General features: G+C 68.9%; 24 protein-coding genes. 14 read left to right on the top strand and 10 right to left on the bottom strand.

Going from position 1 to position 21076, the window contains the following annotated elements:
• Positions 1 to 39 precede the first annotated feature (39 nt).
• Entirely contained in the window at positions 40 to 1170 is a 1131-nt protein-coding gene (locus AC3WSN_RS29580; RefSeq protein WP_492542817.1) for a glycosyltransferase family 4 protein, read from the bottom strand.
• Between the two features lie 469 nt (positions 1171 to 1639).
• On the opposite strand from AC3WSN_RS29580, the gene rpmI reads away from it, so the two are divergent.
• The 5 genes from rpmI (at position 1640) to AC3WSN_RS29555 (ending at position 6893) form a co-directional block, all read left to right on the top strand.
• On the top strand, positions 1640 to 1843 hold the full coding sequence (gene rpmI, locus AC3WSN_RS29575) for a 50S ribosomal protein L35 (RefSeq protein WP_007561407.1): 204 nt from the start codon (positions 1640 to 1642) through the stop codon (positions 1841 to 1843).
• 51 nt (positions 1844 to 1894) lie between these two features.
• Complete coding sequence (rplT, locus tag AC3WSN_RS29570) at positions 1895 to 2272, top strand: 50S ribosomal protein L20 (RefSeq protein ID WP_192706736.1); 378 nt, start codon at positions 1895 to 1897, stop codon at positions 2270 to 2272.
• Between the two features lie 156 nt (positions 2273 to 2428).
• Entirely contained in the window at positions 2429 to 3511 is a 1083-nt protein-coding gene (pheS, locus tag AC3WSN_RS29565) for a phenylalanine--tRNA ligase subunit alpha (RefSeq protein WP_492542813.1), read from the top strand.
• A 70-nt stretch (positions 3512 to 3581) separates the two neighbouring features.
• A complete protein-coding gene (pheT, locus tag AC3WSN_RS29560; protein WP_492542811.1) occupies positions 3582 to 6002 on the top strand; it encodes a phenylalanine--tRNA ligase subunit beta in 2421 nt (806 codons plus the stop codon).
• A gap of 9 nt (positions 6003 to 6011) precedes the next feature.
• A complete protein-coding gene (locus AC3WSN_RS29555; protein WP_492542809.1) occupies positions 6012 to 6893 on the top strand; it encodes a DUF1186 domain-containing protein in 882 nt (293 codons plus the stop codon).
• On the opposite strand, the gene AC3WSN_RS29550 is transcribed toward AC3WSN_RS29555, so the two are convergent.
• The 3 genes from AC3WSN_RS29550 to AC3WSN_RS29540 all read right to left on the bottom strand — a co-directional run bounded on the left by AC3WSN_RS29550 (position 6882) and on the right by AC3WSN_RS29540 (position 9918).
• Positions 6882 to 7667 (bottom strand): HesA/MoeB/ThiF family protein, encoded by a 786-nt coding sequence (locus AC3WSN_RS29550; protein WP_492542807.1) that lies wholly within the window; start codon positions 7665 to 7667, stop codon positions 6882 to 6884. The two genes, AC3WSN_RS29555 and AC3WSN_RS29550, sit on opposite strands and share 12 nt — an antisense overlap.
• A gap of 104 nt (positions 7668 to 7771) precedes the next feature.
• Positions 7772 to 8293: a translation initiation factor IF-3 gene (infC, locus tag AC3WSN_RS29545; RefSeq protein ID WP_238194347.1), complete on the bottom strand. Its 522-nt coding sequence runs from the start codon at positions 8291 to 8293 to the stop codon at positions 7772 to 7774.
• 374 nt (positions 8294 to 8667) lie between these two features.
• Entirely contained in the window at positions 8668 to 9918 is a 1251-nt protein-coding gene (locus AC3WSN_RS29540; RefSeq protein ID WP_492542805.1) for a glycosyltransferase family 4 protein, read from the bottom strand.
• Between the two features lie 143 nt (positions 9919 to 10061).
• Here AC3WSN_RS29540 and AC3WSN_RS29535 point away from each other — a divergent pair, with 143 nt between their 5' ends.
• Positions 10062 to 10829 carry an alpha/beta hydrolase gene (locus AC3WSN_RS29535; protein WP_492543322.1) on the top strand — a complete coding sequence of 256 codons (768 nt, stop codon included), beginning with the start codon at positions 10062 to 10064 and terminating at the stop codon, positions 10827 to 10829.
• Between the two features lie 29 nt (positions 10830 to 10858).
• Here the strand turns inward: AC3WSN_RS29535 and AC3WSN_RS29530 are convergent, their stop codons facing one another.
• Together AC3WSN_RS29530 and AC3WSN_RS29525 are read right to left on the bottom strand one after the other, a co-directional pair.
• Positions 10859 to 11143 (bottom strand): BQ00720 family protein, encoded by a 285-nt coding sequence (locus AC3WSN_RS29530; RefSeq protein ID WP_192706729.1) that lies wholly within the window; start codon positions 11141 to 11143, stop codon positions 10859 to 10861.
• A 109-nt stretch (positions 11144 to 11252) separates the two neighbouring features.
• Entirely contained in the window at positions 11253 to 11681 is a 429-nt protein-coding gene (locus tag AC3WSN_RS29525; protein WP_192706728.1) for an Hsp20 family protein, read from the bottom strand.
• Positions 11682 to 12086: 405 nt separating this feature from the next.
• Here AC3WSN_RS29525 and AC3WSN_RS29520 point away from each other — a divergent pair, with 405 nt between their 5' ends.
• The 7 genes from AC3WSN_RS29520 (at position 12087) to AC3WSN_RS29490 (ending at position 16382) form a co-directional block, all read left to right on the top strand.
• Positions 12087 to 12578, top strand: coding sequence for a hypothetical protein (locus AC3WSN_RS29520; RefSeq protein WP_238194346.1), 492 nt, complete (start codon positions 12087 to 12089; stop codon positions 12576 to 12578).
• 76 nt (positions 12579 to 12654) lie between these two features.
• Positions 12655 to 13131, top strand: coding sequence for a Tat pathway signal protein (locus AC3WSN_RS29515; RefSeq protein ID WP_492542802.1), 477 nt, complete (start codon positions 12655 to 12657; stop codon positions 13129 to 13131).
• Positions 13132 to 13263: 132 nt separating this feature from the next.
• Complete coding sequence (locus tag AC3WSN_RS29510) at positions 13264 to 13953, top strand: MotA/TolQ/ExbB proton channel family protein (RefSeq protein ID WP_192706725.1); 690 nt, start codon at positions 13264 to 13266, stop codon at positions 13951 to 13953.
• A gap of 55 nt (positions 13954 to 14008) precedes the next feature.
• Positions 14009 to 14482: an ExbD/TolR family protein gene (locus tag AC3WSN_RS29505; protein WP_192706724.1), complete on the top strand. Its 474-nt coding sequence runs from the start codon at positions 14009 to 14011 to the stop codon at positions 14480 to 14482.
• A 4-nt stretch (positions 14483 to 14486) separates the two neighbouring features.
• Positions 14487 to 15485, top strand: coding sequence for a cell envelope integrity protein TolA (tolA, locus tag AC3WSN_RS29500; RefSeq protein ID WP_492542799.1), 999 nt, complete (start codon positions 14487 to 14489; stop codon positions 15483 to 15485).
• 294 nt (positions 15486 to 15779) lie between these two features.
• Entirely contained in the window at positions 15780 to 16109 is a 330-nt protein-coding gene (locus tag AC3WSN_RS29495) for a hypothetical protein (protein WP_192706722.1), read from the top strand.
• A 6-nt stretch (positions 16110 to 16115) separates the two neighbouring features.
• Positions 16116 to 16382: a BrnA antitoxin family protein gene (locus AC3WSN_RS29490; protein WP_192706721.1), complete on the top strand. Its 267-nt coding sequence runs from the start codon at positions 16116 to 16118 to the stop codon at positions 16380 to 16382.
• Positions 16383 to 16404: 22 nt separating this feature from the next.
• Here the strand turns inward: AC3WSN_RS29490 and AC3WSN_RS29485 are convergent, their stop codons facing one another.
• The 3 genes from AC3WSN_RS29485 to AC3WSN_RS29475 are packed head-to-tail and all read right to left on the bottom strand — an operon-like array spanning position 16405 to position 18160.
• Positions 16405 to 16887 (bottom strand): YaiI/YqxD family protein, encoded by a 483-nt coding sequence (locus tag AC3WSN_RS29485; protein WP_192706720.1) that lies wholly within the window; start codon positions 16885 to 16887, stop codon positions 16405 to 16407.
• A complete protein-coding gene (locus AC3WSN_RS29480) occupies positions 16884 to 17087 on the bottom strand; it encodes a hypothetical protein (RefSeq protein WP_192706719.1) in 204 nt (67 codons plus the stop codon). Before AC3WSN_RS29480 ends, AC3WSN_RS29485 begins: the two co-directional genes overlap by 4 nt.
• A complete protein-coding gene (locus tag AC3WSN_RS29475; RefSeq protein WP_192706718.1) occupies positions 17087 to 18160 on the bottom strand; it encodes an adenylate/guanylate cyclase domain-containing protein in 1074 nt (357 codons plus the stop codon). Before AC3WSN_RS29475 ends, AC3WSN_RS29480 begins: the two co-directional genes overlap by 1 nt.
• A gap of 279 nt (positions 18161 to 18439) precedes the next feature.
• Between AC3WSN_RS29475 and AC3WSN_RS29470 the strand changes: the two genes are divergently transcribed.
• Positions 18440 to 19279, top strand: coding sequence for an aldo/keto reductase (locus AC3WSN_RS29470; RefSeq protein ID WP_492542795.1), 840 nt, complete (start codon positions 18440 to 18442; stop codon positions 19277 to 19279).
• Between the two features lie 13 nt (positions 19280 to 19292).
• Here AC3WSN_RS29470 and AC3WSN_RS29465 read toward each other — a convergent pair whose 3' ends face one another.
• Complete coding sequence (locus tag AC3WSN_RS29465; protein ID WP_492542793.1) at positions 19293 to 20843, bottom strand: GGDEF domain-containing protein; 1551 nt, start codon at positions 20841 to 20843, stop codon at positions 19293 to 19295.
• Between the last annotated feature and the right edge of the window lie 233 nt (positions 20844 to 21076).

The raw sequence follows: 21076 nt of genomic DNA, 5'->3' as shown, positions 1-21076 counted from the left end.
GGCCGAGCCGGACCCGCCTCGCAAGCCCGGTGCCGGGGTTCAGGCCGGCATGGCGGCGACCGGGATCGCCGGGCGCGCGGAGCCGTTGACCTCACCGTATTGCGGCTTGAAGCCGGACTTCGGCAGCTTGATCACGTCGGCGCCGCGGGCGAGCAGGTCCTCGTAGGCGGCGACGTACTTCTTGACCATGCACTCGGCGGTGAAGGCACTCTCGAAGTGGCGGCGCACGCCGGCGCGGCTCATGGCCTTGACCTTGGCGACCGCCGCCACGGCATCGTCCATGTTATCGCAGAGCACGCCGCCGACGCCGTCCTTGATCACCTCCGGCACAGAGCCGTTGCGGAACGCGATCACCGGGGTGCCGGCCGACATCGCCTCGATCATCACGAGACCGAAGGGCTCCGGCCAGTCGATCGGGAAGGCGAGCGCCAGGGCGTTGCCGAGGAAGTCCTTCTTCTGCTCCTCGTTGATCTCGCCGATGTACTCGACCAGCGGGTGATGAATCATCGGCTCGATGACCTCGTCCCAGTAATCCTGGTCGGCCTTGTCGACCTTGGCGGCGATCTTGAGGGGCGTCCCGGAGCGGATCGCCATCTCGATCGCGCGGTCGGGCCGCTTCTCTGGCGAGATCCGGCCGAGGAAGGCGAGATAGCCGCCCTTTGCGTCCGGGTAGTACGGGCAATTCTCGGCCGGCAGGCCGTGATGGATCGTCGCCAGCCAGTTGGAGGTCGGCGGCATCGGCAGGCGCTGATTGTCGGAGATCGAGACCAGCGGCATGCCCGTGAAGGTGCGGTAGACCGGCATGAAGTCCGGCACGTCGAGCCGACCGTGCATCGTGGTGATGCACTTGTGATTCAGATCCTCGAACATCGGATACTGAAGCAGGTCGATGTGGAAGTGCAGGATGTCGAACTCGTGCGCGCGGCGGTGCACCTGATGCAGCATCGCCAGGTGGCTGGCGGTGTGATCCCGGTACCCGAGCAGGCGCAACCCCTCCGGCGTGCAGGCGGCGAGCTTTGCAGACGTCTCGGAGTCACCGCTGGCGAACAGCGTGACTTCGTGGCCCTGGCGGACCAGTTCTTCTGTAATCCAGCTAACGACGCGCTCGGTGCCGCCGTAGAACTTCGGAGGGACGGCCTCCGACAACGGAGCGATCTGGGCAATGCGCACGAAGTGTCTCCTGGTTGGCCGAATTTGACGGGGGGTCTAACCCTGTTGGCCTGAGCGGGACATGAATGAAACGGACGGCCAAGGTTATGGTTCCTGGCGCTGCCCGCTGTCGCGCATCGTTTTGTGCAGCGCGCAAGCTGTCCCCGAATTCCCCCGAATCAGATGGGGTGGCGTGCGCGCCGACCCGCCCCGAAGCGGCCACAGCGACCGCGCCGTCATCCCGGGGCTGCGCAACAGGGCCCGGAATGACGGCACAGACCTTCATGGCCGTCTGAGTGCCCCGCCCGTCACGGCGCCCCACGGCCGTTGCCGCCGCGTCAGCTTTCTGTCATAAGCCGCCCCGCGTCGAACCGCCCGGCCGATAGGGCTGCCGTGGCGGCTCGTGCTGCTCCACCAGAAGCATCAGCGCGCGAACCTCATCCGATCCTCCCGGATCGGGCAGAGATCATTTCGCGCAACGGAGAGCCAAATGCCCAAGTTGAAGACGAAATCGGGCGCGAAGAAGCGCTTCAAGATCACCGGCACCGGCAAGGTGATGTATGCCCAGGCCGGCAAGCGCCACGGGATGATCAAGCGGACGACCAAGCAGATCCGCAACCTGCGCGGCACCACGACCCTGTTCGAGGGCGATGCCGCCAACGTGAAGAAGTACTTCCTGCCGAACGCGCGGTAAGTCCTTCAACACCCGTTGCCACTGTCTTTCGTCGAATCCAGGAGATAACCGATGGCCCGCGTCAAGCGCGGCGTGACCAGTCACGCGAAGCACAAGAAAGTTCTGAAGGCCGCCAAGGGCTATTACGGCCGGCGCAAGAATACGATCCGCATCGCCAAGCAGGCGGTCGAGAAGGGCATGCAGTATGCCTACCGCGACCGCAAGAACAAGAAGCGCACGTTCCGCGCCCTCTGGATCCAGCGCCTCAACGCGGCGGTCCGCGAGCACGGCCTGACCTACTCGCGCTTCATCGACGGTCTGGCCAAGTCCGGCATCATCGTCGACCGCAAGGCGCTGTCCGAGCTCGCGATCCACGAGCCGGCGAGCTTCGCCGCCGTCGTCGAGAAGGCGAAGGCCGCGCTGCCGCAGAACACCGCCAAGGCGGCCTGATCCAGGCCTGAGGCGAGACGGACAGAAGGCGCGGCTCCCCAGGGAGCCGCGCCTTCGTCGTTTACGAGGTCCCGCGCCCCGCGCTTGCGCCCGGGCGCCTAACGCGCGAGAGCACGGCCCGACGGCCGACTCCGCCAACCCTGCTCGAAGACAGCGATGACCGATCTCGACACCCTCGAACGCGATCTCCTGGCCCAGGTGGGCGCGGCGTCCGACGAGGCGGCCCTCGACGCGGTCCGCATCGCCGCGCTTGGCAAGAAGGGCAGCGTCTCGGATCTGCTGAAGACTCTCGGCGCGATGACGCCGGACGAGCGGAAGGAGCGCGGGCCCCTGATCAACGGCCTGCGCGACCGGGTCCAGGGCGCCGTCACGGCGCGCAAGACCGAACTCGCCGAGGCCGCCCTGGAGGCCCGCCTCGCCTCCGAGCGCGTCGACGTGACCCTGCCGGTCCGCGAGGCCCCTGAGGTGCGCGGCCGGATCCACCCGATCTCCCAGGTCATCGACGAGATCACCGCGATCTTCGCCGACATGGGCTTCGCAGTCGCCGAGGGTCCGGACATCGAGACGGACGAGCTGAACTTCACGGCCCTCAACTTCCCGCCCGGCCATCCGGCCCGCGAGATGCACGACACCTTCTTCCTGGCCCCCGACCGGGACGGGAAACGCAAGGTGCTGCGCACCCACACCTCGCCCGTTCAGGTGCGGACCATGCGGGCGCAGACGCCGCCGATCCGCGTGATCATCCCGGGGCGGACCTACCGGCACGATTCCGACCAGACCCACACGCCGATGTTCCACCAGGTCGAGGGACTGGTGATCGACACGAACGCCAACATCGCCAACCTGAAATGGGTGCTGGAGGAGTTCTGCAAGGCGTTCTTCGAGGTGGAGGGCGTAAAGATGCGCTTCCGCCCGTCGTTCTTCCCCTTCACCGAGCCCTCGGCGGAGGTCGACATCCAGTGCTCGCGCAAGGGCGGCGAGATCCGCTTCGGCGAGGGCGACGATTGGCTGGAGATCCTGGGCTGCGGGATGGTCCACCCGAACGTGCTGCGCAATTGCGGGCTCGACCCGGACGCCGTGCAGGGCTTCGCCTTCGGCGTCGGCATCGACCGCATCGCCATGCTGAAATACGGCATGCCGGACCTTCGGCCGTTCTTCGAGGCCGACGTCCGCTGGCTCGACCATTACGGCTTCCGCCCGCTCGACGTGCCGAGCCTCGTGGGCGGCCTCACCGGCTGAGCCGCCCCGGCGTCACCGCGATTCTGTTCCTCCGACGGTCGAGCCGATACCGGGCTCTCGAAGGTCCATCATGAAATTCACCCTCTCCTGGCTCAAGGACCACCTCGACACCGAGGCCTCCCTCGACACCGTTGCCGAGACGCTCACGCGGATCGGCCTGGAGGTGGAGGGCGTCGAGGACAGGGCCGCCGCGCTCAAGCCCTACGTGATCGCCCGGATTCTCACGGCCGAGCAGCACCCGAACGCCGACCGTCTCCGGGTCTGCACGGTCGACACCGGCGCGGGCGCGCCCGTGCAGGTGGTCTGCGGCGCCCCGAACGCCCGGGCCGACCTCGTCTCGGTCTTCGCGCCGCCCGGCACCTACGTCCCGGGCAAGAACATCACCCTGTCGGTGGGCACGATCCGCGGCGTCGAGAGTCTCGGCATGCTGTGCTCGGGCGCCGAGCTCGGGCTCGGCGACGACCATGACGGCATCCTGGAGCTCCCGACCGACGCGCCGGTCGGCCAGGCCTACGCCCTCTATGCCGGACTCGACGATCCGGTCGTCGAGATCAACCTGACGCCGAACCGGCCGGACTGCACCTCGGTCCACGGCATCGCCCGCGACCTCGCGGCCGCCGGCCTCGGCACGCTCAAGCGGGCGACGCTGCCGGGCGTGCGCGGTGAGGGTCCCTGCCCAGTCGAGGTCGAGCTGGACTTCGCGCCGGCCGACCGGCACCTCGCCCCACTCTTCGCCCTGCGCCTGGTGCGCGGCGTCAAGAACGGCCCGTCGCCGGCCTGGATGCAGGCACGCCTGCGCGCCATCGGCCTGCGCCCAATCAACAGTCTCGTCGACATCACCAACTACGTCACCTTCGATCGCGGCCGGCCGTTGCACGTCTTCGACGCCGCCAAGGTCGCCGGCACGCTGACCGTGCGGCGGGCACGCGACGGCGAGAGCCTGCGCGCCCTCGACGGCCGGACCCATGCGCTCACCGACGATACGGTGGTGATCGCCGACGCGAACGGCGTCGAATCCATCGCCGGCATCATGGGCGGCGAGGCGTCCGGCTGCGACGCCGGCACCACGGACGTGCTGATCGAATCGGCTCTGTGGGACCCGACCAACATCGCCCAGTCGGGCCGCCGCCTCGGCATCATCACCGACGCGCGCTACCGCTTCGAGCGAGGCGTCGATCCGGCCTTCACGCTCCCGGGCCTCGACCTCGCGACTCGGCTCGTGGTCGATCTCTGCGGCGGCACGCCGACCGAGGCGCGGATCGCCGGCGAAGCGGCCAAATCCGAGCGCAACATCGACTTCCCCTGGACCGAGGTCCGCCGCCTCGCCGGCCTGGACGTGCCGCGCGCCGAGATGCAGCAGATCCTCGAGACGCTGGGCTTCCACATCTCCGGCACCGGGGACCGGGTGACGGTGCTGCCCCCGTCCTGGCGGCCCGATGTCGAGGGCAAGGCCGACCTCGTCGAGGAGGTCGTCCGCATCGCCGGGCTCGACCGGATCGAGGCCAAGCCCCTCCCGCCGCTCGCCGGAATCGGCCGCCCGCTGCTCACCGTGATGCAGAAGCGGACCCGCCTGGCCAAGCGCGCCCTGGCGAGCCGCGGCCTCATGGAGGCGGTCACGTGGTCGTTCGTGCCGCACGACGACGCCGTCCTGTTCGGCGGCGGTGGGGCGGATCTCGTGTTGGCCAACCCGATCGCCTCGGAGCTGTCCGACATGCGGCCGAGCCTGGTGCCGGGCCTCCTGCGCGCGGCCCAGCGCAACGCCGACCGCGGCTACCCGGACGCCGCCCTGTTCGAAGTCGGCCAGTGCTTCGCCTCGGACGAGCCGGAGGGCCAGACCATCCGCGCGGCGGCGGTCCGCCGCGGCGGCGCGACCCTGGCCGGCGCCGGGCGGCACTGGGACGGCAAAGCCGCGACCGTCGACGCCTTCGACGCTAAGGCGGATGCCCTCGCCCTGCTCGGCAGCCTCGGCGTGCCGACGGGCGGCGTCCAGATCACGGCGGGCGGCCCGTCCTGGCTGCATCCCGGCCGCTCGGGCACGCTGCGCTTCGGCCCGAAGACCGAGATCGGCTGGTTCGGCGAGGTGCATCCGCGGACGCTGCAAGCCCTCGACCTGAAGGGGACCCTCGTGGCCTTCGAGATCGTCCTCGACGCCCTGCCCCTGCCCAAGCTCAAGCCCACCAAGGCCAAGGCCGCGCTGGCACTGTCGGAGTTCCAGCCGCTGTCGCGCGACTTCGCCTTCGTGGTCGGCCGCGACGTGCCGGCGGGCGACATCGTCAAGGCCGCCCAGAACGCCGAGCGCAAGCTCGTGACGGGCGTTGACGTTTTCGACCTCTACGAGGGGCCGGGCGTGCCGGACGGCGCCAAATCGGTGGCGATCGCGGTGCGCCTCCAGCCCTCCGAGCGGACCCTGACTGACGCGGAAATCGAGGCGGTGAGCGCCAAGATCGTCGCCGAGGTCACCCGCCGGACGGGCGCGACCCTCCGGGCCTGATGCATCGCCATGGACCGGATTGCCCTGCTCATCGCCGACCTCGCGGCGGCCGAATACCGGCCGAAGGCGGCGTTGCGGGAGGCCCTCAACCATCCGGCCGCCGTCGCGGAGGCGACGCTGCCGCTTCTGGAGGCGGCCGCCGACGGGCGCGAGCTGGCTCCGGAGGAGACGAACCTCCTGTTCTGGGGCTTGCACGTCATGGCCCACGCCCGGGACACGCGCGCCCTGGCGCCGCTCCTCAGGCTGCTCCGGCACGACGAGGAGACCCTGGACGCCGTGCTCGGCGATGCCGTCACGGCGACCCTCGCCAAGGTCGTGGCGAGCCTGTTCGACGGTGATCCGCAGCCGCTGTTCCGGCTGATCCTGGACAGCACGGTGGACGATCACGCGCGTATGGCGCTGATGTGCGCCTGCACCTTCCTGACGCTGGAGGGGCGGATCGACCGAGCCGCGATGCACGACCTGCTGGTCCGGTTCGACGATGCGCAGGCCGCCGTGGAGGACGGTCCCGCCTGGGTCGGCTGGGAAGAGACGATCGCGCATCTCGGCTTCCGGGACCTCGCGCCCCGCGCGGCGGCGGCCCGCGCCGACGGACGGCTGACCGACGAGGTCAGCGACGCCGACTGGTTCAAGGAGGCCCTGCGCAAGGCGGAGACCAAGCCGGACGACCGGGACCGGCTCGGTCCCTACCAGTACGGCTACCTCGACGATCCGGTCGAAGCCCTCGACTGGACCGAGGAAGGCGCAGGCGAGCCGCAGCGCAACCCGTTCAAGGATGTCGGCCGCAACGATCCGTGCCCCTGCGGCTCGGGCAAGAAGTTCAAGAAATGCTGCCTCGGCAAGGTGGAGGCGGAGGGGCCCTGGATGCCGCCGGAGCCGCTAGGCCGCTGACGCGGCCGTTCCGCTAAGCGGGTTCTCGGGATCCCAACTATAGCTTAGCGTCTCGAACCGCATGGCGCGGGCGTCGACCATCAGGAGGCGCCCGACGAGGGGCTCGCCGAAGCCCGCCACGGCGCGCAGCACCTCCATGGCCATCAGTGAGCCCATGACACCCGCGAGCGCGCCCAGCACGCCGGCCTCCGCGCAAGCGGGCACGCTTCCGGCCGGCGGCGGGTTCGGGAAGAGGCAGCGGTAGGTCGGGTTCGGAGCACCGTCCGGCCCGGTCTCGTGCGCCCGAATTGTGGTCAGCGTGCCGTCGAAGCGGCCCAGCGCCGCCGTGACCAGCGGGCGTCGCGCCCGGAAGCAGGCGTCCGAGACCGCGTAGCGCGTAGCGAAATTGTCGGACCCGTCCGCCACGAGGTCGTACCCGGCGATCAGATCGACGGCGTTGTCCGCATTGATCCGGAACGGATGCGGGACGACCGTCACGTGCGGGTTGAGGCGCGCCACCGCGTCGGCCGCGCTCTCGACCTTCGGCCGGTTGAGATCCGGGGTGCCGTGGATCACCTGCCGCTGTAGATTGGAGAGCGAGACCGTGTCGTCGTCGACGAGGCCGATCGTGCCGATTCCGGCCGCAGCGAGGTACTGGATCAGCGGCGCGCCGAGCCCGCCTGCCCCGATGACCAGGATCCGCGCGGCCTTGATCCGGGCCTGACCGGGACCGCCGACCTCGGCGAGGACGAGGTGGCGGGCGTAGCGTTCGATCTCATCGGAAGCGAGGGCCATAGGCTGCCCATAATCCGCGGCGCCGCCGATCGGAAGCGCTGAAAAAGACAACGCCGCCCCGGTGAAGAGGCGGCGTGGATCTCAAGTTCCTGGATTCGTGCCGCTCAGCGCGGCGCGAGAATCATGATCATCTGCCGGCCTTCGAGCATCGGCTCGCTCTCGACCTTGGCGATCTCGGCCGTCTCGTGCTTCACGCGCTCCAGGAGGCGCAGACCGATATCCTGGTGAGCCATCTCACGACCGCGGAAGCGCAGGGTCACCTTGACCTTGTCGCCCTCCTCGAAGAAGCGGTGCACCGACTTCATCTTGGTGTCGTAATCGTGCTTGTCGATGCCGGGGCGGAGCTTGATCTCCTTGACCTCGACCGTCTTCTGCCGCTTGCGCGCCTCGTTCTGCTTCTTCTGCTCGTTGAAGCGGAAGCGCCCGTAATCGAGCAGCTTGCAGACGGGCGGCACGGAGTTCGGCGCAATCTCCACGAGATCCAGGCCGACTTCCTCAGCCAGATTGAGGGCGTCGAAGAAGGGGACGACGCCGCGGTTCTGCCCGGTATCGTCAATCAGCTGCACTTCCCGCACCCCGCGAATGTCGCGGTTGGCGCGCGGCCCGTCCTTCTGCGGGGCCGGCATGGCTCTCATCGGTCTACGAATGGCTTAGGTCTCCTGCTGCAACGACGAAACGGCGGACCAGACGACCCCCGAGAGAATCTCCTGACCGCCAGCCGTTCCGGTCTCGTCCGGACATACTACGTTGGGGGAAGCGCGGCCAGAGTCAACGGCCTACCATGACAGCGCGCAATAATAACCGGCTGTGACGTCACGACCGGTGACCGCCGGTGGGGCGTCGCGGACGTTCGAGGCGCTCGCCTTCGTGTACTCTCAGATCAGTGCCGGGAGTGACGGCGTGGCGGTAACAGACGCTCTCCAAGATCGGAGATTTCGCTCGGCGGTCCGACTTATCGGTCCCCGCGCGTCGCGATTTCGCGCACAAGCCGACGCACCGCTTACCGGCCGCGCCCGAGCAGCTCCGCGTAGACCGCGAGCGTGTCGCCAGCCATCCGTTCGAGAGAAAAGTTGGCCTCGACATGCGCGCGGCTCCTGCGCGCCAGCGCATCACGGGCGCTTGCGCCGAGCGACAGGACTTCCGTGAGCGCCGCCGCCAGCGCAGCGGCATCTCCGGGGGGTACGCGCCAGCCGGTGCGCTGGCCGGCGGGTACGTCCGGCGGGGCCAGAACCGTTTCCGGGACGGCTCCGAGATCCGAGACGACCACCGGCGCCCCGAGCGCCTGCGCCTCGACGGCGGAGCGCCCGAAGGCTTCGGGCTCGACGGACGGGACGGCGACCACCGAGGCGGCCCGGTAGGCCGCCGGCATGTCGGTGCAATGGCCGACCCTGCGGACGAGACCGCCCAGATTTCGGGCCGCGATCAGCGCATCGAGCTCGCGCTCGTAGGCGGCGCGGCCCTGCGGGTCGCCGGCCAGCACGACGGCGATGTCCGGGACGCCGCGGTCGCGCATCTGCGCAACCGCCTCGATCAGGACGCGATGCCCCTTCCAGGCGGTCAACCGGGCCGCCAAGAGGATCACCCGCTCGTGCGGTGCTACGTTCCAGGCGCGGCGCAGCGCCTCGACGCGGGCCGTCCCGACGGCCACCGGGTTGAAGGTGGCCAGGTCCGTTCCGCGATGGATGACCCGGACGCGATCGCCGGCCTGCTCGGCGTGGAGTTGGTTGATCAGCGCCGCCGTGTAATGCGAATTGGCGATCACGGCATCGCCGCGGGCCATGACGGAATTGTACAGCACCTTAACACCGGTCCGGCCGGAATAGCTGCCGTGATAGGTGGTGACGAAGGGCAGCCCAAGGCGACGCGCCGCACCCAGCGCGACCCAGGCCGGAGCCCGCGAGCGGGCATGGATGATCTGTACCCGCTCCCGGCGGCAGAGCGCCATGAGCCGCAGCACGTTCACGGCCATCCCAATCGGGTTCTTCGACGCCGCGGGGAACTGGTGCCAGTGCCCACCCTTCGCCTGCAGCTCTCCGATCAGCCGGCCGCCCTCAGTAGCGACCAGGGCGCGCGCGCCGACGGCCGCCAGGGCAGCCGCGACGTCGACGGTCGTCCGCTCCGCGCCGCCGGCGTCCAGTTCCGGGATGATCTGCAGGATCCGCGCTCCGGCGAGGACGCCGACCTCCGTCGGAAAGCCCGACAGACCCCGGCCCTCGTCGCCCATTCGCGGTCCCTCGGCGAGGACGCGCATGCCCCCGGCCGGTATCTGCCAAATGCTCGCTGCCATTGCTCCAGCATCAACGCCGCGCTTTACGGTCCGGTAAACGGAGATTGAAACCGACTCGGTCAAGGAAGGACTTCGTCCGCTCCCAGACGGAGTTATCGGAGAATACGATGACCGAAACCGACCCCGCATTCATCACCGTCGGTACCGGCAGCGCCATGCGCCGCATCGCGGTCCGCGTGCGCGACGGCGCGGGGCCGCCGGTCGTCTGGCTCGGCGGTTTTCGTTCGGACATGACCGCCACGAAGGCGACAGCCCTCGATGAATGGTCAAATCAGGCCGGGCGCAAGCTGGTTCGATTCGACTATGCCGCCCACGGAGCCTCGAGCGGCACCTTCGCGGATTGCACCATCTCGTCGTGGCTCAAGGACGCGCAGGCTGTGCTCGCGGCCTATGTCGATGCGCCGCCGATCCTGGTCGGCTCGTCGATGGGCGGCTGGATCGCCTGCCTCGCGGCGCGCGAACGCGCGGCACAGGGCGCGAAGACGGCCGGGATGGTGCTGATCGCACCCGCCTTGGACTTCACCGAGGATCTGATCTGGGATCGCCTGAGCGAAGCCGCCCGCATGATGCTGGTTCGGGATGGCGTCCTGCGGCGGCCCAGCGATTACGCGCCGGAACCGGACCCCATCACCCTGAATCTCATCGAGGATGGCCGCCGGAACTGCCTGCTCGATCGGCCGCTCGATCCCGCCTGCCCGATCCATATCCTCCAGGGCATGCGCGACACCGATGTGCCCTATACGCACGCCCTCAAGATCCTGGGGCGGCTGCCGGCAGAAGGCACGGTTGCCACGCTGATCGCCGACGGCGACCACCGCCTATCGCGGCCGCAGGACATTGCGCGGCTCATCGCGGCGGTGGCCGAAATCGGCTGATCCGGACCCTCATCGGGTCTGCACGCGGGTCAGTGGAGGCTGACAGGCTGCAGGTCGTGCGCGAAGGCGTTGGCCAGCACGACATCCCGCGAGTCGGCGAGCATGATCGGCGCGCCGCTCGCCGAGAGAAGGGCGAACAGATCCAGGCCGGGTGTCAGTTCCGGGGCCTGGGGGAAGAAGCGACGCACCTCGTCGGACCGGATCGGCCGAACGTAGGCGATGTGCCCCTCGCCCAGCGCGGCGAGATCGGCCGGCTGGAAATCGGCCGGGTCGAGATCGGCGGGGGTCAGGGGCGACGGGTTCAGGTCAGTCATCAATGCCCTCCTGGGTGGCAGAGCGTCCACCGTCGGTCCGAGAGGCACCGGCGGCTCAGGCCTGATGTGGGGATTGTCGCCGGCCAATCAATCGGACGGTCGATCTGTCTCAGCCGCGGGAGCCGATATCGATCTTCCGCACGATGCGGTCGGGCTCCGGACGTACGAGGTCGATGGACAAAAGGCCGTTGGCAAGGTCTGCCCCCAGAACCTCCATGCCGTCGGCCAGGAGAAAGGCCCGCTGGAACTGGCGCGCCGCGATGCCGCGATGGAGGAAATGGCGCTCGCGCTCGTCCACCTGCCGACCGCGAACCACCAGCTGGCTCTCCTCCAGCATCACGTCGAGCTGCTCCCGGGTGAACCCGGCCACGGCCAGCGTGATGCGCAGGCGCTCGGGCTCGCTCTCCGTGCGGGGCAGACGCTCGATATTGTAGGGCGGATAGCCATCGTTGGCGGCCTTGGAAACCCGGTCGAGCGCCTGCTCGATCTCGTCGAAGCCGAGCAGGAACGGGTGCCCGAAGGGCGAGGATCGGGTCATCGCGGCCGTCATCCAGAGAGCGAGGCCTCCGCACTCCGGGACTTGCCGCGCCCCGGGGAACGTTGAGCACCTCGGCGATAGGGAGCCCGCACGGGGCAGCGCTCCGCCGGGCAGGACGCCTCGGCAAGGCAGAGATATGGCCGAGGCCTTGCGAGCCATCAAGGGAGGCCGACCTTTTGTCGGTCAAGCGGCCGGAATGGCAGCAACTAGGAGATTTAGGCACATCTAATTGGGAAGCTTAGGCAATATCCGAAACGGCCACGCTTTCCGGTAACAGTTTGGAACTACTCTGATTTTCTCGCCAGGCCTTGATCCCAGCGGCGCTGATGGATACTGCCGCGGCTGATCACCGTCCGTCGTACACGGATCTCCTGCAACGCCCTGCCACGCGAGGCATCGAAGCCCATGAGCGCGCCCTCGACCCCGGCGGATCATGCGGTGATGCGGCGCGTCGCGGACGTGTGCGGCGATGAGGCCGACATCCTGGCGTTGTCGGTGGCCCGCTTCGTGGCCGCCGGCTACATGACCAGCGATGTGGCCTGCTGGAATGCCGCCTTCGACGGGGCCGAGCAGCTGCTCGGCCCCGCGGAGGGCTGCCGGTTCGTCGCCTGCGTGGTGGCGATCATCCGTGCGCTGCGGGCGGAGCGGGATGACGATTGGTCGTTCATGCCGGCGAGCTGCTGCCGGGTGACCGGGCATGAATGCGCGTTGGTGAACCTGATCAACCGGGGACGACAGCGGCTCTGGGCGGATCTCGAGGAGGCAGCGGCGGCGATCACCGGGCGTGAGACCGCGCCGCGCCTCGTCGCAGCGGTCCGTGCGGCGGTCGGACCGCTGGATGCGGCGGCCGAGCGCCTCGCGCCGGCAGCCCGGCCAGGCGGCGTGGTCCTGCATTGAGCTGCTTCTCGTTGAAGGACACCGGTCGGGCGGCGTGCCGCGTGGCTGGGCTGAAGAGGAAGAGGAAATCCGTTCGGTGCTTGCCTTGAGCATTCCCCTGTACCGTCGCCGTATCGGGCGCATCGCCCTCGACACGGCCGCCTGCTTCGCGCTCTCGGCGCTCCTCGTCGTCTCGGCGCTCGCACAGGACGCGTCCGAGAAGGCGGCGCCGCTCAAGCTTCAGCTCAACAAGGTCGAGACGGCCGGTGAGGCCTGCCGGATCACCATGGTGATCGACAACACCAAAGGCACCGCCCTGAAGTCCTACAAGGTCGACCTCTTCGCCTTCGACACGGAAGGCGTCGCGCAAAAGCGTGTGGCCGTTGAACTCGGACCGCTTCCACCCCGCAAGACCACCGTGAAGATCTTCGATTTCCCCGGCATCGCCTGCAACAAGGTCGGCCGGATCCTCCTCAACGACGTTCTGGCTTGCGACGGCGGCGATTCCGCCCGCGAAGCTTGCCTCGAACGAACCGAGACAGAGACCAAGGCCGGCCTCCCCTTCGACCGCTGATGCGGGCGGCTTGAGGGACGACGAGACCAAACCGCCCTGCAGCGCGCGCCGCCGGGCGGCGAGCGGCTTTCGCCGCACAATGCGACGGATGCGGCACGAGACCGCGTGAGATCAGAACGCCAGGAGCCCGCGATGGACCCGACACAAGCCCCGATCGAGGCGGCCCACGACTTCTCGTTCCTCGGCCTGTTCCTTCAGGCCGACCCGATCGTGAAGGGTGTGATGATCCTTCTGGTGATCGCCTCGATCGCTTGCTGGACCGTCGTGTTCGAGAAGGTGATCCGCCTTTCCGCCGCCCGGCGTCAGGCGAAGGCCTTCGCGACGCTGGTGCGCTCCGGTGGGAGCCTGGACGGCGACCACCGGGGCATCGCGGGCCACGTGGTGAAGGCCGCGATCGATGCATGGCGCGATCAGGACTCGTCCGAGACCCGCGCGGAGCGGCGCGAGCGGATCGAGCGGGCCATGAAGGGCGCACTCACCCTCGAAGTGAAGCGCCTGCGGACCGGCCTGTCGCTGCTGGCGACCTCAGGCTCGACGGCGCCGTTCGTGGGTCTGTTCGGCACGGTCTGGGGCATCATGAACTCGTTCTCGTCGATCGCCCGCAGCCAGGACACGTCGCTCGCCGTGGTCGCGCCGGGCATCGCGGAGGCGCTGTTCGCGACCGCGATCGGCCTGGTCGTCGCGATCCCGGCCGTGATGGCCTACAACAAGCTGTCGGCTGACATCGGCGGCGTCCAGAGCACCTTCGGATCCTACATCTCTGTGCTCGGGAACCGCCTCGCGCGCGACCGCGCCGGCGCCCACCGCGCCGCCGCCGAGTAACCCCTCCGCGCGCCTGCCCGTACGGGCCGAACGTAACCGAACCGGAGACGCCCCGATGGCGATGGGATCCATTCGCGCGAGCGACGACGACGATCTCGACGACGCGCCGATGTCCGACATCAACGTGACCCCGATGGTCGACGTGATGCTCGTCCTGCTGATCATCTTCATGGTCGCCGCCCCGCTGATGACCACCGGGGTGCCGGTTCAGCTGCCGAAGACGGCGGCTCCCAAGGTGGCGCAGTCGAAGAAGCCGCAGGAGGTCACCGTCGATAAGGACGGCAATCCGTCGATCGCCAAGGAGGTGTTCACGATGGACAGCATCGTGCCGCGCCTGCGTGAGATGGCGGCCGCCGACAAGGACCAGGTCATCCTGGTCCGCGGCGACCGCGACGTCCCCTACGGCAAGGTCATGGAGGTCATGGGCCTCGTCGGCCAAGCCGGCTTCACCAAGGTGTCGCTGATCGCCCAATCGCCGGGCGGAGCGGCCCCCGCGGCCCCGGCCGCGCCCGCAGGGACTGCCCGCTGACCCGATGAGCACCTTTACGTCGACGGATCTGCCGGCCGGTCTCGGCGAGCGCCGCCCGTCCGGGCTGGTCGCCGCCTTCCTCGTCGCCCTGATCCTGCATGCCCTGGTGCTGGCCGCGGTCATGTTCCTCCGGCTCTCGCCGCCTGCCCCTCCCGGTGAGCAACAGATCACCGTCGACTTGGCACCGGTCATGACCGACGCGGCAACCGAAGCCCCGGCGGAGCAGCAGATGAGCCAGGCCGCGCCACCGGAGACGAAGCCGGTCGAGCTGCCGCCCGACGAGGCGGTACAGCCGCCGCCGCCCGCCGAGATGGCGGAAGTGAAGCCTGAGGAGGCCCCGGCCGTCGAACCGCCGCCTGCCGCCGAGCCGGTGGAAGCCCAGAACCAGGTCATCACCTCGACCTCCGAGGCGGCCGAGCCGCTGGCTGCACCCCCGACCGAGGTCGCCAAGACCGAGGAGCCGCCCAAGCCGAAGCCCGATCCCGCCAAGCTCAAGGCCGAGCGCGAGGCGAAGCTGCGGAAGATCCGCGAGGAGAAGATCCGCGAGCAGAAGCGCGAGGAGGCCCGGCAGGAGCGGCTCGAGGAGATCCGTGAAGCGAAGGCGAAGGCCGCGCGCGAGGCGAAGGCGCGTCAAGCCAAGGCTCAGCAGGGCGCCGAAGCCCGCGACTCGGCCTCGGCATCGCGCCAGAACGCGGCCGGCCGTGCGGCGGCCGGAAACGATCCGAGCGCGCTGCGCCAATGGACGGGCGCGATCAGTTCGGCGATCCACGGGCGCATGAATGCGGGTGCCGCCAACGGCACGAGCGGCGGAACGGCGGTGATCCGGTTCACGGTCATGCGCTCAGGCCAGGTTACGGGAGCCGGTCTCGCGCGATCCAGCGGGGTTGGTCAGATCGATAGCGCCGCACTCTCGGCCGTTCGCGGCTCTCTGCCGCCGGCACCGCCCGGCGTGACCCAGTCGAGCCTGTCGGTGTCGATTCCTCTCAACTTCCGCGTGCGCTAAACTCTCCCGCACAACGCTGCGCGAGCGTGATCCGGCTCGTTGGACTGCGTAGGACTTCCACTGGCGCGGCGAATAGTGTGCGCTGACGTACCGAACGTGCCTCGCAGATTCGCCATCCGACCGACGAGCGTGCTAAGGCTTTCGTGACCTCGCTCCTGTGCGCGTCCGATGACGCTGCGCGGGAGCGATCAATCCGGCCTTGCCCCTCCCCCCTCGAACAGGCCGGACCCGCCCAGTCACCGTCTCGCGCAGCAGGTGCGGCCGGGAACACTGAGCCGGGGCGAAAGGGATAGGATGAGCGACGAGACCGAGTTCGACCTCGACGAGGCGAATGCCATTCGCGACGCGGAAGCCGAAGCGAAGACGCGTGCGGAGAACCGCATCGAGCGGGCGGAGCGCGCCGAGCGCATGGCCCGCGAAGGTGCCCAGGCCATGGCGGAGCACCACGCGGCCATCAAGGCGGTCGACGAGCGGACGGTACGGTTGCGCTCCCTTCGGCTCGCCAGGGAGGCCGCGGACGCGCAGGCGAAAGCCGCCGAGATGGAAGCCAAGGCGGCCGCCAAGAGTGCAGGTAAAGGCGGAGCCAAGAAGGCAGCGCCGAAGAAGACGGCCGCGAAGGATTAGAGGCCGATGGCCGACGATCGCAACCGCCGCCGCTTCACCGATCCCCGCGCGGCGGCCGAAGCCGCCTTCCGGGCCGCCACGACACCGAAGCCGTCCGCACCGCCGCCGCAGCCGGTTTCGCGGCCGGCCGCAGCCCCCGCCGCGATCCCGGGTGCGCGGGAGGTCGTCAGCCTCCGCCTCGACAGCACCGTCCTCGCGCATTTCCAGAAGGATGGGCCGGGCTGGCAGGACCGCATCAACGAGGCGCTGAAGGCACTCGTCGCCGGCGCCTAGGATCGCCGACGGTTATCCACCGTCAGCCGCCGGTCGGACGCTGCCGGAGAATCCGGTTCACCGCCTGATCGAGCGCCGACAGGAACGCCGACCGATCGGCGCGCGAGAACGGTTTCGGCCCGCCGGTGATAGCGCCCGCCTCGCGCAGGGATTGCATCAGATCCCGGGTCGCGAGCGCCATGCCGATCGAGGCCTCGCTGAACGGCTTGCCGGTGAAGGCGAGGACCGTCGCACCGGCTTTCACGCAACGCGCGGCGAGCGGCACGTCGGCGGTCAGCACGATGCTGCCCGGACCGGCCCGCGCGGCAATCCAGTCGTCGGCGGCGTCGAGTTCGGAGCCGACGACGACGCGCACGATCCAGGGCTCGCGCGGCAGGTTCAGCACGCTGTTGGCAACGACGTGGACCGTCAGGCCGTAACGCGCGGCCACCCGGTACGTCTCGTCCTTTACCGGACAGGCGTCGCCGTCGAGGTAGATCGGCGGAGTCGCTCTTTCCGCGCTCATGAACGCGGCACGAGCTTCGAGACGAAGCCTGCCAGGATCAGCAGGACTCCGAGGGCGAATTGCCCGTGCTCGATGTCGCCGCCGACCGAGAGCACGATGGCGCGACCGAACACCATCAGCCCGATCAGCGGCAGCCCGAAGCGCAGGGCCATCTTCACGGTGATCAGAAGCGTCGAACGCCTCGCGCCGGCTTGGGTCATCAGCGGGCGGCCACCGCACGACGTGCGGCCAAGTCCTCGACCGGTACGGTCTCGGCGAGGCCCCGCTCCAGAGTCGCCACGGCCAGCGGCGCGCCGCGGCCACGCAGGGCATGGGCCCCGAGTGAGCGCGCCCGCACGCCCGCCGGCAGGCGCGGAAGCCGCCCGAGAAGATCCTGCGAGATCAGGATACCGACGCCCAGTGGGCGGCACAGGGCTTCGATCCGGGACGTCACGTTCACGGCGTCTCCGAAATAGGCGATCTTGTGGCGATCGACGCCCACTTCGGCCGTGACCACGGAGCCGCCGTGCAGGGCCGCCCGGAGCTGGGGCACCGTCCCGAACCGGGCTTTCCAGGCCGCGGCATCCGCCTCGATCCGATCGAGCACGTCGAACAGACACGTGACGCACCGCGCATCCTTGAGCCCCCGGGCCATCGGCCAGGTCACCATGGCGAGATCCCCGACATAGTCGTCGACGGATCCGCCATTGCGCCGCACCGGCTCGGCCAGGGTCGCGAAAACGGCACCGAGATATTCCTGCGCTCTCAGATCGCCGTGGGCCTCGGCGAAGGCCGTCGACCCGACCACGTCGAGGAACAGGAAGACCCGTTCCTCCGCCACCGGCTTGTGGTAGCGGCCGATCATGAAGTTCACGAACACCTCGCCGCCGATGAGGTCGCGCATCCGGATCACGAACACGAGGAGGCCGGACACGGCCAGCGCGTAGGCGAGGACGCGCGCCGTCATGCGGGTCGCGGTGGCCAGATCGTCGGGCGTGAGGGCGAAGGACCAGACCACCAGCCCACCGATGGCGTTGCCCGCCATGATCATCAGCACATAGGCGAGTTCGGCGGCCGGCACGTAGAGCCATGCCGGGAAGCGCCGGATCCGCGCCTGCAGCCCGGCCAGGATCAGGCCACGATCGAAGGCCAGCACCGTCGCGCCGGTGCAGAGCCCGTAGGTGAACCCCGCGAGCGGCGACGCTCCCGCCGCGAAGATGACGTTGTAGAGAAGTCCGGCGCCCGCGGAGGCCAGAAGGATCAGCGCCCAGAACATCCGGTGGGCCGGCAGCATCGGCGCATCTCCAGCATGGCCTACCGATGGACCGCGCCTCGAACCACGCTCCGCGCGGACGCGGGACCAGCAGACGCGGCAGACCCTCGTCGCCCGATTTCAGGCCATGGCCTAAAGTTTAGCGCCGCGGGCATCACCCAGCCATTGCTCAACGCCCCAAGATGGCGCGAGTAAGGCGTGCCGGACGATGAGCGGCAGGGATACTGCACGCCGAGCGGGGCCCGTCAGCCATGAGGCGCGTCCCGTAAATCAGGTCGCGGCAGGGAAGGGAGCGCTGCCATGTACGCCAGAAGCTTCGGTGCGACACGTGTCCCGGTTTCGGTGATCGGCCAGGGCACGTGGCACATCGACAGCGCGGATCGCGCGGATGCGGTCCGCGCTCTGCGGGCCGGCATCGATGCCGGCATGACCCATATCGACACCGCCGAGATGTATGGCGACGCCGAAGCGATCGTCGCCGAGGCGGTCGCGGATTGCCGCGAGGAGGTCTTCCTTGTCTCGAAGGTGGTGCCCGGCAATGCCACCCGCCGGGGTGTCGTGCGCGCCTGCGAAGCCTCGCTCCGCCGCCTGAGAACCGACCGGCTCGATAGCTACCTGTTGCATTGGCCGGGGCAGCACCCGCTCGCGGAGACGATCGCCGGATTTGAGGATCTGCGCCGGGCGGGGAAGATCCTCTCGTGGGGCTTGAGCAACTTCGATGTCGACGACCTCGATCGGGCGCTCGCCATCGCCGGCCCGGACCGGATCGCCTGCAACCAGGTCCTGTATCATCTGAACGAGCGGGCGATCGAGCACGCGGTGCTGCCCTGGTGCGAGACCCACGGTGTCGCGATGGTCGGCTACTCGCCCTTCGGCAGCGGCGAGTTCCCCGATCCCGCAAGCGTCGGCGGGCAGGTTCTGGAGGGCATTGCACGCGCGCACGGGACGACGCCCTACGCCGTGGCCCTCGCCTTCCTGACGCGGAGCCCCGGGACGTTCACGATCCCGAAAACGAGCCGCACCAGCCGGGCGGTCGAGAATGCCGGCGCGGCGGACCTGCATCTTGGGCCGGCCGAGATCGCCATGATCGATGCGCACTTCCCGCGTGGCCCGCGCCCCCGGATGCTGCCGATGCTCTGACCGTCCCCGAGCCTCAGGCACACCGCGCGCGCGAGACCAATTCCTCGGCAGCAGCAGCGCGCACCCGATTGCGGCCCGCCTTCTTGGCCGCGTACAGCGCCGCATCCGCCGCCATGAACAGCGTATCGGGCGCACCGCCGGAGCCAGGATCGGCACTCGCGACGCCGATGCTGACGGTGGCGACGCCGCCGACCTCCGGGGCGTGGGCGATCTGCAGGTTGACCACCGCTCTGCGTACCCGTTCGGCCACGTCATAAGCCGCTGCCGCGTCGAGCCCCGGCAGAAGCACCACGAACTCCTCACCCCCGATCCGGAAGCAGAGCCCATCGATCGGATGCGTCCGCCGCAGGCAATCGGCGATCACTTTCAGGACTTCGTCACCGCGGTGATGGCCGAACCGGTCGTTGAACTGCTTGAAGTGGTCCGCATCCACGATCATCAGCGCCAGGGGCGCATCGGATCGGACCGCACGCGTCCACTCCGCAGCGACGTGCTCGTCGTAGCTGCGCCGGTTCGGAAGACCCGTCAGGCCATCCGTCCGCGCCAGGACGGCGAGCGCGGCGTTGGCCTGCTGCGTGGAGGCTTCCGCGAGCGCCCGACGTCCGACCTCCCGATGCAGCAGGATCGTCAGGCTGAAGGTCAGGACGTTCAGGCAGAGGATCAGGACAGCGATGATCGCAGCCTTGTAGATCCAGAGCGCGCGAATGCTCTCGACGCTTGTGGCCACCGTCACGATCAGCGGAAGATCGTGGAGGTTGGAAAACGCGTAGAGCCGCGCCTCTCCGTCGAGACTCGATCGACCCAGAAACTCGCCCTGCTGATGCGTCCTATAGATCTGGTAGCCGGGGCTGCTTCCGATATTCCGGCCGAGCGCCGCCGGGCGTTCCGGCGCCCGCATCAGCAGCGTCCCGTCTCTGTGAAAGATGTTGATGATGAGACCGTCGTCGAAGCGCAGACGGTCGAACAGCCGCTGGAAGTGAACCAGGACGATCGACCCCGTCACGATACCGGCGAAGGCACCTTCCGGCGTCTCGATTCGACGGCTCATGCGGATGATCTGGCGCCCCGTCATGCGGGAACGGGTCGGACCCGTCAGAAGCAGACCCGCCTGCGGATCGGAACGAAGGGTCTCAAACTCGGGCAGATCGCTCAGATTGAGTTGAGGCGACAGGTTCGGGTCGCTCGTCATTCGGATGTGGCCGTCGACGTCCGTGACGGCGATCGGACCCAGGCCCGACTGCAGAGGCGAGACATTGAACAGGGCTAACCGCCTGAGTTCGGGCTCCAGGGCGGCGATATCCGGCCGGCTCGCCAGACGGGCCGCGTCACGCAGCGACTGATCGTAGGTCCGGATGCTGTGGCCGACCCCCTCCTCGATCACCGCCAGCAGGTTGGCGCCGTTGCGCCGGGCGCCGTGCCAAGCGATGTCGCGCAGGTCGATACACAGATAGGCGCCGAGCAAGGTCAGACAGACGAGCAGGCTCGCGCCGGCCGCGGCGATCAGGCGTGTGGCCCGATCAGCGAGATGCGCACGCAGGGCTATAGCAGCCGATCGCAGGATCATGACCGTCGCGTCACCACGGCTACAGTCGAACGCGCGCTCGCGGTCGCGGTCGCTGAACTTATAATTGACGCGAATACTCGCCCAGGAAGATTGACAAAGACATGACCGAAAAGATTAGCGATCGGTGAACCGGCGTGTCGAACCGCGGCCTGTCAGACGCACCGCGCGTGCACGCTCGGCCCTCTTGGCACGCGGGCCTCGGATCCCGCATGCCTCCGTTCGCCTCATCGCTC

The organism is Methylobacterium sp. FW102-HT35C08 (assembly GCF_058790235.1).
This window is presented reverse-complemented; position numbering and strand designations above follow the sequence as displayed.

Excerpts from the sequence above, each read along its gene's own strand:
- pheT (WP_492542811.1), top strand. The coding sequence starts at position 3,582 with ATGAAATTCACCCTCTCCTGGCTCAAGGACCACCTCGACACCGAGGCC.
- AC3WSN_RS29540 (WP_492542805.1), bottom strand. The coding sequence starts at position 9,918 with ATGCGCGTCCTCGCCGAGGGACCGCGAATGGGCGACGAGGGCCGGGGT.
- AC3WSN_RS29505 (WP_192706724.1), top strand. The coding sequence starts at position 14,009 with ATGGCGATGGGATCCATTCGCGCGAGCGACGACGACGATCTCGACGAC.
- AC3WSN_RS29490 (WP_192706721.1), top strand. The coding sequence starts at position 16,116 with ATGGCCGACGATCGCAACCGCCGCCGCTTCACCGATCCCCGCGCGGCG.
- tolA (WP_492542799.1), top strand. The coding sequence starts at position 14,487 with ATGAGCACCTTTACGTCGACGGATCTGCCGGCCGGTCTCGGCGAGCGC.
- AC3WSN_RS29465 (WP_492542793.1), bottom strand. The coding sequence starts at position 20,843 with ATGATCCTGCGATCGGCTGCTATAGCCCTGCGTGCGCATCTCGCTGAT.
- pheS (WP_492542813.1), top strand. The coding sequence starts at position 2,429 with ATGACCGATCTCGACACCCTCGAACGCGATCTCCTGGCCCAGGTGGGC.
- AC3WSN_RS29470 (WP_492542795.1), top strand. The coding sequence starts at position 18,440 with ATGTACGCCAGAAGCTTCGGTGCGACACGTGTCCCGGTTTCGGTGATC.
- AC3WSN_RS29475 (WP_192706718.1), bottom strand. The coding sequence starts at position 18,160 with ATGCTGCCGGCCCACCGGATGTTCTGGGCGCTGATCCTTCTGGCCTCC.
- AC3WSN_RS29485 (WP_192706720.1), bottom strand. The coding sequence starts at position 16,887 with ATGAGCGCGGAAAGAGCGACTCCGCCGATCTACCTCGACGGCGACGCC.
- AC3WSN_RS29520 (WP_238194346.1), top strand. The coding sequence starts at position 12,087 with ATGAGCGCGCCCTCGACCCCGGCGGATCATGCGGTGATGCGGCGCGTC.
- infC (WP_238194347.1), bottom strand. The coding sequence starts at position 8,293 with ATGCCGGCCCCGCAGAAGGACGGGCCGCGCGCCAACCGCGACATTCGC.
- AC3WSN_RS29530 (WP_192706729.1), bottom strand. The coding sequence starts at position 11,143 with ATGACTGACCTGAACCCGTCGCCCCTGACCCCCGCCGATCTCGACCCG.
- rplT (WP_192706736.1), top strand. The coding sequence starts at position 1,895 with ATGGCCCGCGTCAAGCGCGGCGTGACCAGTCACGCGAAGCACAAGAAA.
- rpmI (WP_007561407.1), top strand. The coding sequence starts at position 1,640 with ATGCCCAAGTTGAAGACGAAATCGGGCGCGAAGAAGCGCTTCAAGATC.
- AC3WSN_RS29550 (WP_492542807.1), bottom strand. The coding sequence starts at position 7,667 with ATGGCCCTCGCTTCCGATGAGATCGAACGCTACGCCCGCCACCTCGTC.
- AC3WSN_RS29555 (WP_492542809.1), top strand. The coding sequence starts at position 6,012 with ATGGACCGGATTGCCCTGCTCATCGCCGACCTCGCGGCGGCCGAATAC.
- AC3WSN_RS29525 (WP_192706728.1), bottom strand. The coding sequence starts at position 11,681 with ATGACCCGATCCTCGCCCTTCGGGCACCCGTTCCTGCTCGGCTTCGAC.
- AC3WSN_RS29480 (WP_192706719.1), bottom strand. The coding sequence starts at position 17,087 with ATGACCCAAGCCGGCGCGAGGCGTTCGACGCTTCTGATCACCGTGAAG.
- AC3WSN_RS29495 (WP_192706722.1), top strand. The coding sequence starts at position 15,780 with ATGAGCGACGAGACCGAGTTCGACCTCGACGAGGCGAATGCCATTCGC.
- AC3WSN_RS29535 (WP_492543322.1), top strand. The coding sequence starts at position 10,062 with ATGACCGAAACCGACCCCGCATTCATCACCGTCGGTACCGGCAGCGCC.
- AC3WSN_RS29510 (WP_192706725.1), top strand. The coding sequence starts at position 13,264 with ATGGACCCGACACAAGCCCCGATCGAGGCGGCCCACGACTTCTCGTTC.